Here is a 13,159-nt window from a genome sequence, read left to right as displayed (position 1 = left end):
CTTGACGATGTCATTACACCATCAGACAAAAAGTGCATTATGAATCAACCACTGCCCAAAAAGCGTATTCTTTTTGTCGACGATGAGCCTAATGTGTTGCAGGCATTGCGCAGAATGTTGCGTGGCAAGCGTAGTGTCTGGGATATGGCTTTTATCGAATCAGGACAAAAAGCCCTGGATTCGTTGTCGCATATCCATGTCGATATCGTTGTGAGCGATTTGTGGATGCCATATATGGATGGCGCTGCATTGTTAAGCGAAATTCGTCGTCGTCACCCGCATATCGTGCGCATCCTCTTTTCTGGACAATCCGATATGGATGTCGGGGTGAAATTTGTCGATCTTGCCCATCAATTTTTACCCAAACCATGCGACAGCGAAACCCTGAAGCGGGTTCTTTCACAAGCTTGTGCCTTGAGCGATCTTGTTGCAAGTGAGCCTATCAGGAAGGTTTTAGCACAGGTAAAAACATTGCCGAGCCAACCGGAAGTCTATGCAAAGCTTGTCGCTGTCCTGAATTCCTCCGTCGCTTCTACGCAAGATGTGGGTGAAATTATTGCGCATGAGCCCGCCATGACAGCGAAAATACTACAACTTGTTAACTCAGCGTTTTTTGGTGTGTCACGCACCGTGACCAATCCGGTCGATGCTGTCAAAATGCTTGGTCTCGAAACAATTAAAGTTCTTGTGCTGACGTATCACGTTTTTGCACAGTTTGATGATACGGTTTTACGAATGTTTCCTCTGGAGTGGCTTTGGTCACATAGTATTATGGTGGGGATGTTGGCACGAGAGATATGCCAACGGGAAGGACTTGGCAATGAAGCTATGGAGAGTGCCCTTATTGCCGGGTTATTGCATGATATTGGAAAGCTTGTCCTCGGGTTAAATTTTCCCGAACAATACAAGAAAGTTGTTCGCCTTGTTGAAGAAAAGCACTTCCCTTACTGGACAGCAGAACAGACCGTATTTAGAACGTCGCATGCAGAAGTCGGTGCATATTTGCTCGGTATTTGGGGGTTACCGCACACTATGGTGGAGTCCATTACGTTTCATCATAATCCGAAGCGTTGCCGTGAGACGGGATTCGGTCCGTTGACTGCCGTTCATGTTGCCGACTGTATTGAGCATTTCAAGTTTGCCGGGGAACGTACTGTCGGTAATTTTCAAATTGCGGAAGATTATCTTGAACGTATTGGCGTCGAATCAAAATTGTCGTCCTGGTATGAAATTGGTGACGAGGTCTTGCGTGCTGCAGAGTCTGAAGCCTTTACAAGTTTTCCTTAATTATCGATTGGGAATGTCTTGCTGCAGTGGTCCAAGAGTGTTGAACCAGGGATGCGCGGATAGCCATGAAAAAAGGAATTCTTTTTGTTGACGACGAACCTCGTGTTCTTGACGGGTTGAAGCGATTGCTCCGAGGGATGCGTAACGACTGGGATGTGTATTTTGCAACAAGCGGTCGAGAAGCCCTGGAGCGACTCAACAAAGAACCGGTCGATGTTATTGTTTCCGACATGCTCATGCCGGAAATGGATGGTGCTTATCTGCTTGGTGAAGTTATGCGCCGATATCCGCATACAGTACGTATTATCCTGTCTGGACAGGCAGAACGTGAATCCGTCCTCAATTCAGTACGACATGCACACCAATTTTTGCTTAAGCCATGCGATATGCAAACCCTCAAAAAATCCATATCCCGTGCTGGAGCATTGAGCGATTTGCTCGTTAATGAGCGGCTTAAAAAAGTACTTTCCCGCATCCAATCCGTCCCGGCGTTACCAGCGCATTATGCTCGTCTCATTGATGAGCTCGGATCTCCCAAAGCATCGATAAAAGACATCGGTCAAATCGTTTCCCAAGACATGGGGATGACAGCCAAAGTGCTGCAACTCGTCAACTCGGCCTTTTTTGGTTTGACGCAGAACGTATCGAATCCCGCCCAGGCTGTGAGTATTCTTGGACTGAATACAATCCGTGCGCTCGTTCTTTCTGTCAAAGTGTTTTCCATGGTAAATGAGGATGATTTGCAACGCTATGAGCTGACCGATATAGCGGAACATTGTCTTGCTGCCGGTCTGCTCTCGAAAGAGCTCGCGGTTATGGAACACCAGGATATGAATACTGTTGATGAAGCGTTTTTGAGCGGGGTTTTGCATGATTGTGGGAAACTGATGTTGGCTGCCAATCTTGGAGAGGATTACGAAGCCGTCGTAGCCTATAAACGAGAAAATCATGTGACGGCCTGGGAAGCAGAAAAATTAGTTCTCGGTGCTACTCATGCCGAAGTCGGGGCCTATCTACTTGGTGTTTGGGGTTTACCCGAATCTATTATTACGGCGATTATGTATCATCATGAGCCGGAGATATATAAGAATACGCAGTTTCATCCTCTGACCGCTGTGCATGTGGCGGATTATCTGCTCCGTGCAATGGATATTAGTCATACCGGAGAGAAGGTGCCATCATTGTCCGAAAACTATCTCTTTCAGATTGATGCTTATGATAGACTACCAGCATGGTGGGAAGCGGGAGAAATGATGATACAGGATGATGCCAATGCGACCTAGTGTGCTGTTTGTCGATGATGAGGACGCCGTGCTGAGTGCTTTTCGACGGCGTTTTCATAAGAAATTCAATGTGATTACGGCAAATGGGGCTCAAGAAGGTTTCTCAAAAGTCAAAGGGACCGATGGAATTTCGGTCGTTGTGTCGGATTTGCGCATGCCTATAATGGATGGCGTTGCGTTTTTCGAAGCTCTGCAAAAGGACTATCCTGAAATTGTTCGCGTGATGTTGACGGGCCAGGCCGATATCGCTGCCGCTATAGCAGCCGTCAACAGAGGCAATGTCTTTCGCTTCTTGACCAAACCGTGCAAGGACGATGTACTTGAAAAGACAATTCGGGCGGCCTATGCACAATATCAGCTTTCAGTCGGCGAGAAAGAGCTTCTTCGAGGTACCTTGAAAGGGGCGATCACGATGCTGACCGAGCTGCTCGCATTGGTCAATCCGGAAGCCTCCGGAAAAACGACTCGTATTCGATCCGCAGCATTATCATTAGGCCAAAAGATAGGTATGCCTGATATATGGCGTCTTGAGCTTGCGGTGATGCTGTGCCAGCTCGGTTGCGCGATGTTACCGCGGCATGTTCTCCATGAACTCTACTGTGGTCAACGTGTTGACCAGGCGGATGCCGAACTTTTCGCACGACATCCGCTTATCACTCGCGATCTTTTATCCAATATTCCCCGAATGAAGGAAATCGCTGAGATTGTGGCCTATCAAGCTAAAAATTATGATGGAACGGGTTTACCGGAGGATGAGATTTCAGGAGAGGGGATTGTTCCTGGTGCACGTATTCTCAATATCGTATTGACCTACGATGCTTACTATGAACAAACTCAAAATCGAGATGAAGCGCTTCGGCTCCTCGAAGACGTACAAGAGCGGTTTGACCCGGTCTTGTATCGTCATTTTCTTGCCTTATCCGGAGTGGAACCTCCTTTGCAATCCGCCGAGGTCAGTGTTGATGAACTTGAAACACATATGGTGTTGGACCAAGATGTTTATACTGAGGGAGGGTATCAAGTCTTTGCCCGCGGCGTGGAGCTTAATACCTCTGCCATGAAGCGGCTTCGCTTATTGGAACGAGCCGTTTCCATTGTCGATCCGATCAAGGTCCGTCTTGATCCGCTGAAGAAGCGTGCAAGAGACGAATCCCCCCATTCTTCACCGATAAAACAAGACACGGATGATGCATCTGACAGTGCCGAACCGGGAGATACAGCTGAGGAGGAGGGGGTTTTAGCGACTGTTGATATGGCGTTGACAGCACTTCGGGAGCAACGACAAGCCGATACGCTTCTCCACGCATTACGAGCCTTTTCCATGTGTCAAGAAGTCCCGATGTTTCGTGAGGACAATAGTGCTGTTCGTGCGTTGCAGACTCTTTGGTATGAAATGAAGTCCGATTCTGTCTTACAAGGTATCATTGATGAAGAAACGACGTATGAACCCGGAGAGGAAACGAAGTGGATTCATATTCTTACCACTATGTCCAGCCGTCTTGCATCCTTAGATAAACAGCGCCAGAATAAGATGGGAGCGCAAAAGAAAGTCGTCCTTCAACAATTTTTAACCAAGGCCCAATCATATCTTGATTCGGGAGAGATACGAAAGGCTCTCCCTGTACTTCGAAATGTCGTTCTCACGGCACGGGATGATACAAATGTGCTGTTCGATGTTGCAGAACGACTTATTCGAGCAAAAGAGTATGTCGTTGCAACGGAGTATCTTGACCGTATTAATGATCAAGATACGGATGTAAAAATGCAAAACAGGCTATCAAATCTTTATCGTCTTGCTCATCATCCTGAATATGCAGAGCGTGTATTACGAAATGCGTTACGGAGTGCGCCTCAACAGCATGAGTTGCTTCTTTCCCTCGCTATGGCTTTAGTTGATCAGGGAAAATCTACGCATGCCTGGGATATTATACAAGGCGTGCTCGTTGATGATCCTGAAAATTCTGTTGCCCTTAAGTTGAAAGCAACCATGGAAAAACATGCCGGTCCATGAGTGTCTCCCAATGAAGCACGGCAATAATGGCGATATGTTGTAATGAACATGGAAAAAAAACGTTTGCAGGAGAAGGTGCGTCAGACTGTATCAACTGTGATTGATGTCGTGCATAAAGTCAAAGAAGGCAAACACAGCCATGACGATGGTTGGGTCATGACGTCGATTCGCTCTGTTTATTATGTTATCACTTCTTTTTTATCCCATCGATGTCTTCTCTTAGCATCCTCGTTGTCATATACAACGGTGTTGTCATTTGTTCCATTCCTTGCTGTTGCATTTGCCGTGACAAAGGCATTTGGAATTTATGAGTCAGAGTTTATTCGGCAAGTATTACTGAAATTAACGGCTGATAGATCCATGGCTGTTGATGCAATTTTGGAGTATATCCAAAATACAAATGTCAAAGCTTTGGGGATTGTCGGTGTCGCGACATTGGTTTTTACAGCTATATCGCTTTTGTCAACAATAGAAGGGATTCTGAATATAATTTGGAATGCTAAAAGTCGTCAGTTTAGTTGGCGCAAGTTTTCTGACTATGCAACAGTTATCGTTGTTTGTCCGATATTTATTATTACTGCATTTAGTGCAACAGCTTCATTTGAGAATAATACATTTGTAAAATGGTTTCTTGATTTTCGTATTTTAAATTATATGTATTTGACTGTCATTTCTGTTATGCCACTTTTTATGGTGTGGGTGGCTCTTTTTATTTTGTATCGTTTTTTACCAAACACAAATGTCTCGCTACTTGGTGCTGCTATAGGTGCGATATTTGCGGGGACGTTATGGCAAATAACTCAAAATGTGTATATTAGCTATCAGGTTGGATTTGCCAAGTATAATGCTATTTACGGGAGTTTTGCACAGATACCGTTGCTTCTCATTTGGCTTTACATCAGTTGGGCTATTGTTTTAATTGGAGCTGAAACAGCGAGTGCCGTTCAAAATTATAGGACATATAGACAAGATCTTATGGTACGTTTCTATAGTCGACGTGATAAACATAAACTCATGTTGCTCGTCGTACTATATATTACTTGGCAGTTTGAGCACGGGAATAAACCAGCATCGACAGGGAATATTGCATCGCATTTTGGTGCTCCTCTTCGGTTTGTAAACGAAATTATGCGATTGCTATTTATGAATAATATTCTCCTTGCAGTCGATGATCCTCAGTCCCAGGAAACATATACATTTGCAAAACCACCAGATTCGTTGACAATACATCAAGTGTTACAAATGATGGATAATTATAGGGCTGGCGACGTTACAATACCTTTTGAGGAAGAATACTCTTTTATTAACTCGGTATATGACGAACTGGCACAGTTTGGCGGAGATAGTGCTATGACACTCCGAGAGTTTAACGTCCGTTTTGGTCATGATTTGCATCTCAATGTATCGTAAAAGAAGAAAATGAACTGTTACGTCTTATTGTAAACCGTATATTGTGTTGCATGGAACTTATCATTTCGATGTCCAAATCTTGGGTTGTGTTTTTCCGTGCGTCAGTGCTAAGTTAAGCACGGGATACTATGGAAGGTGCGTTTTATGTCGTACTGTCTTTTTCAAGGCTATACGCTGAGAAATTGATGATTGAGTATTTTAATACGTGGAGTACGTATGAGAAATCTTAAAGTTGGCCTTAAAATTGGCCTCGGCTTTGCTGTATTATTACTCATTATTTGCATATTTGGAGGGATGTCTATCCTGAGTATGCATGATGGCGCAATCAATGCGAGACGTATGGCTCAAGAATATGTTCCAGAAGTCGAAATGGCGAATGATCTTGAACGACATATTTTGAGTTTGATGTATGCCATGCGTGGATTTTCTTTGAGTGAGAACATGGTGTACAGGAGAGATTCTGTAGAAATTTTGAAGCAAATTGACTCAATTGTTAAAAAATCGCAGATGCATGCGCAAGTATATCCGGAGCTGGTCAAACTTCAACAAGAGCTTATTGGAGTAAAAGGTGCAATTGGGACGTATGCCAAACTGGCCACGCAGACCGAAGAGTCAATTGTAGCCATTCAAGAAGATCGTCATGCGATGGATACGGCTGCCGCAGCGTTCATGATGGCGGCAAATCAATATCATGATACCCAGGAGAAGGAATTAAACAATAGTATAAAACATCTTGACCCGAATACTGCATTGTTAGATCGTTATAATAAGTTGAATGTTCTCAATGAAGTCGTTAACCTGGGGAACGATATTCGAGTCAAGAATTTTAAATCTCAGGCACTTGATGATCCAACGTTAATGCGCAGAGGGATTGAGAATTTTTCTAAAATTACAACGCTTTTGCAGGATGTTTTATCGAATACCCGTCAAGATAAAAACCGCAAGGCTCTTGGTGACATCCAACATGCTGCCCAACAATATGAAGAAGCCATGGAGACTATGCTCGTCAAATGGGATGAGCTGGATAAACTGGATGCAGAGCGTGGAATTCTAGCGAATAAACTCCTTGAGTCTGCGAAGAGTATTGCCATTGCTGGTATCCAAAACACCGAGAAAATAGCAAAGAATGATGTTGCCAATCTCAATGCGTCCCGTATCATCATGATTATTGGACTTGTTGCCGCGTTGATTATTGGGATTCTTTTCGCGCTTTTTATCACCAAGACTATAACACGGCCTCTTTTTACTACTGTGGTCTTTGCGGAAACAATTGCCCAGGGAAATTTGGATAACGAGTTGGAATTGAAACAACGAGACGAGTTCGGACGCTTGGCAGACAGTTTGCGGGACATGGTTGCTAATCTTAAAGAACGAATTGTTGAAGCCAACATGAAGTCAGAAGAAGCCGCGACAGCGGCTGAAGAAGCAAAGTCGGCAATGGTTCAGGCTGAAGCTGCACAATCTGAAGCAATGGCGAAGACCGAATCCATGTTTGAAGCCGCAAGAAGACTGCAATCCGTGGTGGAAATCACAACGTCAGCTTCAGAAGAATTGTCAGCGCAGATTGAACAGTCGAGCCGTGGTGCTGAACAACAAGCACAGCGAGCAGCTGAAACCGCTACCGCTATGGAAGAGATGAATGCGACGGTCTTAGAAGTGGCCAAGAATGCGTCGACCGCTGCAGGAACGTCTGATGAAGCAAGAGAGAACGCAGAGAAAGGCGCTGGCATCGTTGCAAAAGTTGTCCAAGGTATTGGTACTGCGCAACGCCAAGCCTTAGCGTTGAAGGGCGATATGTCCAAACTTGGCAAGCAAGCTGAAGACATTGGGCAGATTATGTCCGTCATTTCAGATATCGCTGATCAAACGAATTTACTTGCTCTTAATGCCGCTATTGAAGCCGCTCGGGCTGGCGAAGCTGGTCGAGGATTTGCGGTTGTGGCCGACGAAGTCCGTAAACTTGCCGAAAAAACCATGACGGCCACCAAAGAGGTCGGCGATTCCATTCGAGGTATTCAAGATGGAACTCGTCGCAATATGAGTAATGTCGATCAAGCCGTCCAATCGATTGATGAGGCGACCGTTTTGGCCAATAGCTCCGGAGAGGCTCTTGAGTCTATCGTGCACCTCGTCGAGCAAACTTCGGATCAAGTTCGTGCCATTGCTGCCGCTTCGGAAGAACAATCGTCCGCAAGTGAGGAGATTAATCGCTCCATTGAAGAGGTGAATGTCATTTCCAATGAAACGGCTGAAGCCATGGCACAGGCGAGTGAAGCGATTATGGAAGTTGCTCGACAAAATCAGGAACTCAAAACACTTATTGAAGAAATGCAATCGGATGGGGATCAAGCGCCTCGGACCAAGGCGTTGGGATCATCGAAGAGACTTGCCCTGACATAACGGGATAGGTGCATATCCCGCGTAATGGACTTGAGCTTTACGATTGAGCATAGTCCCCAATGATGAAAAAGCGGCCTGGACATAGTTCAGGCCGCTTTTTTTGAGGGAACAGATTCAATATGTGCGTGCAGATGCGTGCCATTTGTTGCTTTATTTCACCTGTGTTCCGAAAGATCGATAAGCAAAAACATTAAACACGAGAAGGAGCGGGAGAACCAAAACCATGACCGTCGATTGAAAGCTTAGTGCATTTGACGATGTGGCCGCGACGGACATGCCATCTGCAAGAGAGAGAGTTGATGGGTCAAGGCTGAGAAGAAATGCGATCAGACCGAGAGCGGCAATGATGAGCCCCCAAGGAATCGAGAGCGAATGGGTTCTAAGGCTGAAAATGAGCATGAAGGCAGAAATAACGGCCAAAACCGTCAAGCTCAGAAACCACGCGAACAATCCTCCACTCACGTGCGGAGCAGGCATGATAGAGCACCGCAGTGTCAATCCAAGAATTGTCATGCTCACACCTGCGCCGGCAACGAGAAACATAAGGACATGGCGATGTATCAGGTGTTTTCCCTGCGCTGTGTGGTCAAGCCACAGTGCTCCTAAAAAGAGGGAAAGTGAAAGGAGGGAAGTCGTCACTATGGGAACGACTTTCCATAATAAGCTCGACGATGTGAATGCCGTTTGGCTTGTGAGTATCGCCGCAAAAATAATGCCCTGACAAAGGATTATGGCAAATGCTCCGAATCCGGCGAGAAAACGCCATGGTCGTTTGGCAGTGGCGTAATGTCGGTATTCGATGGCGATTCCACGAATGATAATTGCAACAAGCAGCCCTAGAACAGGTAAATATAATGACGAGAGTACGTCAGAATACAGTGTGGGGAAACCACCGAAAAGTGCTGCTCCTAAAATGACGAGCCATGTTTGGTTGGCGTGCCATATGCCGTCGATGGTTCCGAGTATGGATTCACATGTATCGTCATTCGACGCAGTCAACGAAATGAGACACACGCCGAGATCAAGAGCACTGAGTACGATATAAAGGACGAAAACCACCTCGCATGCCAGCGAAACAATTCCAAAGACAATCGTGGTGTTCATTGGATGCCCCCCGTTTCCGTTTCATATGTATTCGAAATACGGTTTTGTGTTGGAGGTATTTCGTCTGTATCTGGACCTTGGTGCAGGATGCGCCTGACAAAAAGAAGAAAGAAGACGAACAGCACACTATACAGCGCAATATATATCCAAAGTGACGTGATAACAGAGGACGAAGAGAGCGGAGTGGCCGCATCGGCAGTGCGGATCATGTTATAGACTATCCACGGTTGTCGGCCCACCTCACGCATAATCCAGCCCATCCAGACAGCGATATAAGCGAAAGGAGCCATGAGAACACAAGCCCAAAGAAGAGGACGTTGGGTTTGGAGTCGTGCCGGTGATAATCGGCCAGAACGCCACGCCCACGCAGCCCATAACGCAAGAAAGATCATACACGTTCCAATACCGACCATGATGCGAAATGAGTAAAACAAAGGAAGAATGGGAGGTCGGTCTTCGCGGGGGATGTCTTTGAGGCCGGTCACTTTGCCAACAGGATTGTGTGTTGCCAGCAGGCTCAGCACATATGGAATGCGCAACTCAATGATATTGCGTTCGTTGTCTGGGTCAGGCCAGGCAATAACGGACCAGGCAGCCCCCTGTCCCGGTGCATTTGTCTCCCAGTGGGATTCGGTGGCCGCAAGTTTTGCAGGTTGATGTTTGGCAACAGTTTGTCCTGAAAAATCTCCCGTAATGGCTTGGAGCGGTGCAAGAATCAATGCCGCAGCAATGGAAAACTTGAAGGAACGCATAAAGAAATCCGTCTTGATTCCTCGAAGTAAAAACCAAGCACTGACACCGCAAAGAAGAAACGCTGTTGTTGCCAGACATGCCAACCACATATGGGTAAAGCCAACGGGCATATCCGGATTGAAAATAGCGTCTGTCATATTTTTGAGGACAAAGACCCCATTGACCATCTCTCCGCCGGCGGGTGTTTGCATCCAAGAATTCGCCACCATAATCCAAAATGAGGATATCGTTGCTCCCAGTGCTACCATGCCGGTTGAAAAGAGGTGAAATCGGGGAGAAACACGTGACCAGCCCGCAACCATGATATAGAGGAATGCGGCTTCGATCATGAAGCCCAATGTGGCATCAATGGAAAGCATCTGACCGAGAAAATGACCGGTTTGTGTCGAAAACCCTGACCAGTTTGTGCCAAATTGAAATTCGAGCGGTATTCCACTGGCAACGCCTACTGCAAAGTTGAGCAGGAATATTTTGCTCCAGAATCGGGCTTGATGGTACCATCCTGCTTTTTTTGTCCTGAGCCAAAGAATTTCGGCCGTGAAAATAAAAATAGACAAGCCAATGCTCAGAAGCGGCCATGTGATATGAAATAGCGTGGTCAGGCCGAACTGAATTCGTGAGAGGACAATGTGGTCCATGCAAATTCTCCGGTCATTTGTCGTTTTTTTGCTGGAATGTACGCTTTCGACATGTGGAACTCTTATCCAGCGATGCGTTGGCCGTCACCAGAGAAAGGTGGGTGAGGCCTTGTGGAAAATTACCCACCATGCAGTGCCGTGAGGGATCGTATTCTTCGGCAAACAGACCAAGATCGTTTCCTACATCGACAGTGCGTTCAAACAATGCAAGAGCCTCTTCGCGACGCCCCTGACACGCCAGACATTCAACCAACCAAAACGTGCAGGCAAGAAAATATCCTTCACGTCCTGTAAGTCCATCACCGGTATTGCTGCTGTCGCCAGTCTGACGATATCGTAAAAGCAAACCATCTTCCATGAGTTCGTCCATAATACAGTCTACAGTACGGAGCATGCGTGGATCCATATGATCGACGAACCCGATGATGGGTAAAAGTAAAAGGGCTGCGTCCATCTGGGTGTTGTCATACGATTGGACAAACACACCTCGAGCGGTATCATACCCATGTTTTTCCACGTCATTCCGTATTGTATGACGGATTTCACCCCATTGATCAAACGGTGCCGGACGAGACAAACGATGGGCCAAAGATATTGCACTGTTTAGTGCAGACCAGCACGCTGCTTTCGAATGAACAAAGTGTCGGACTGGTCCGCGAATTTCCCAAATTCCCCGGTCTGGTTTGTGCCAATTTTGTATAGCTGCCTCGATCGTTTCGCAGAGAAACTCCCAGTAGTCATCATCCGGACAATGCCCAATATCATGCCATCGGTGGGCCAGATCAAGCAATTCTCCATAGAGGTCGTGTTGCTTTTGTCTGCTGGCGGCATTACCGACACGAACCGGGCCATGCCTGCGCCACCCTTCGAGCGTTGTAATATGGATTTCGGGCAGGCTGCGTTCTCCTCCCAAGCCATACATGATTTGGAGATCTTCTGCACTGCCGGCGGCGCTTCGTTCAATAAATCGTCTGAAGCCATCGGCTTCACGCTCAAAACCCAAGGCAACAAGGGCTCGGACGGAAAAAACCGCATCACGGACCCAACTAAACCGATAATCCCAATTGCGATCTCCTTCCAAACTTTCAGGGAGCGATGTCGTTGCAGCGGCGGCAATGGCCCCAGTGGGAGCATTGGTCAGTCCTTTGAGAATACAGGCTGAGCGCATGGCAAGGTCCGGGCGAGGCCCATCAGCATGACCTCGTTGAGCCCAACGCTGCCACCAGTCAGTGGTCTCAACGAGCATAACATCGAGTTCTTCAATCTCAGGAAGGGTATAATGCTGTGCGTCGATGATTTCGGGCTGACAATACATGCAGGATACTCTCGCTTTTTCTCCGGCTTGGAGTCGAAAAGAAGCGACAAGATTGTGTCGGCCATCTTTTTCCAACGTTGGAAGGCCTGTAATGAGAAACCCATCGGCTCCACCTATAACGGAAAAACACGGGCAATTATGCCCTCGAAGAGACTGTATCCAAGGACGAATTGCACCAAAATCGAGTCGTGGTGCAATATGAACGGAGAGGTCTACCCAACCGCTTAAGCCGTCAACGATACGAAGAAGTTGTTTGCGAGGAGAGAGCCTCCCACCTTCGCACATCGTAAGACAGTCCCGAAGGCGAACAGTCCCGGTTTTTGTTGTAAAGACCGTTTCAAGCACCAGGGTATTTTCAATGTATTGACGAGTCGACGAAAATTCGTCTGTTGGAGTTATAGAGAATGCCCCTCCACGTTCGTTGTCGAGCAGACGAGCGAATACTGCACGAGAATCAAACCTTGGCATGCAACACCAATCTATTGAACCCGTCTGAGAAACCAGGGCAGAGCTGTGACAATCAGAGATAAAACCGTAATTCTCAAGTGGGGAATATGCTGAATAAGGCGATGCTGCATTGGATGTATATTTTTTTTCTTTGGCCATTATACAATTCTCATAGGATTTACATCGATAAATGACGTCACTTGGTAAAGGGCCATATGTTTGTGCTGAAGAGAAAAGGAAAAAATCATAACCATCAATGCAGTTCTTATCCTTACTTATGTATATTTCGTTTCAGACAAGCAATACACATCAACATAATGCGATCACATTAACTTCTCTATGTTTACATATGCTCAGGGGAGGATGCATTTGTCAAGAAAGGAATAATTTCATCTTAAAATGGCTGTTTTATATGAGAGACATGGTTTCGAAATGATGACGATGTATTTCCCAAAATCGCGTTGACAATCGCAATAAGTTTGATAGGCTACATACTATCTTCCATACGTTC

General features: G+C 46.2%; 8 protein-coding genes. 5 read left to right on the top strand and 3 right to left on the bottom strand.

The window, feature by feature from the left end; all coding sequences use genetic code 11:
* Window positions 1-39 precede the first annotated feature (39 nt).
* From G451_RS27720 to G451_RS0105055, 5 genes are all read left to right on the top strand, one after another.
* Window positions 40-1,287 (top strand): response regulator, encoded by a 1,248-nt coding sequence (locus tag G451_RS27720; RefSeq protein ID WP_051261169.1) that lies wholly within the window; start codon window positions 40-42, stop codon window positions 1,285-1,287.
* A 65-nt stretch (window positions 1,288-1,352) separates the two neighbouring features.
* A complete protein-coding gene (locus tag G451_RS0105070; protein WP_027183404.1) occupies window positions 1,353-2,570 on the top strand; it encodes a response regulator in 1,218 nt (405 codons plus the stop codon).
* The gene (locus G451_RS32335; protein WP_051261168.1) at window positions 2,560-4,581 is read left to right on the top strand and encodes an HD domain-containing phosphohydrolase; all 2,022 of its coding nucleotides are present in this window, start codon (window positions 2,560-2,562) and stop codon (window positions 4,579-4,581) included. The genes G451_RS0105070 and G451_RS32335 overlap by 11 nt, the downstream gene beginning before the upstream one ends.
* A gap of 48 nt (window positions 4,582-4,629) precedes the next feature.
* Complete coding sequence (locus G451_RS27710; RefSeq protein WP_211236332.1) at window positions 4,630-5,991, top strand: YihY/virulence factor BrkB family protein; 1,362 nt, start codon at window positions 4,630-4,632, stop codon at window positions 5,989-5,991.
* A gap of 216 nt (window positions 5,992-6,207) precedes the next feature.
* Window positions 6,208-8,391 carry a HAMP domain-containing methyl-accepting chemotaxis protein gene (locus G451_RS0105055; protein WP_027183403.1) on the top strand — a complete coding sequence of 728 codons (2,184 nt, stop codon included), beginning with the start codon at window positions 6,208-6,210 and terminating at the stop codon, window positions 8,389-8,391.
* Between the two features lie 150 nt (window positions 8,392-8,541).
* Here G451_RS0105055 and G451_RS32330 read toward each other — a convergent pair whose 3' ends face one another.
* From G451_RS32330 to G451_RS27695, 3 genes are read right to left on the bottom strand one after another with little or no spacing between them, the layout of a single operon-like run.
* Window positions 8,542-9,495 carry a cytochrome d ubiquinol oxidase subunit II gene (locus G451_RS32330; protein WP_027183402.1) on the bottom strand — a complete coding sequence of 318 codons (954 nt, stop codon included), beginning with the start codon at window positions 9,493-9,495 and terminating at the stop codon, window positions 8,542-8,544.
* Entirely contained in the window at window positions 9,492-10,886 is a 1,395-nt protein-coding gene (locus G451_RS27700; protein ID WP_051261166.1) for a cytochrome ubiquinol oxidase subunit I, read from the bottom strand. The genes G451_RS32330 and G451_RS27700 overlap by 4 nt, the downstream gene beginning before the upstream one ends.
* Before the next feature lie 13 nt (window positions 10,887-10,899).
* Window positions 10,900-12,807: a glycoside hydrolase family 15 protein gene (locus tag G451_RS27695; protein ID WP_051261165.1), complete on the bottom strand. Its 1,908-nt coding sequence runs from the start codon at window positions 12,805-12,807 to the stop codon at window positions 10,900-10,902.
* Window positions 12,808-13,159 lie beyond the last annotated feature (352 nt).

The sequence above is a fragment of the Desulfovibrio inopinatus DSM 10711 genome, assembly GCF_000429305.1.
Classification (GTDB): Bacteria; Desulfobacterota; Desulfovibrionia; order Desulfovibrionales; family Desulfovibrionaceae; genus Alteridesulfovibrio; species Alteridesulfovibrio inopinatus.
This window is presented reverse-complemented; position numbering and strand designations above follow the sequence as displayed.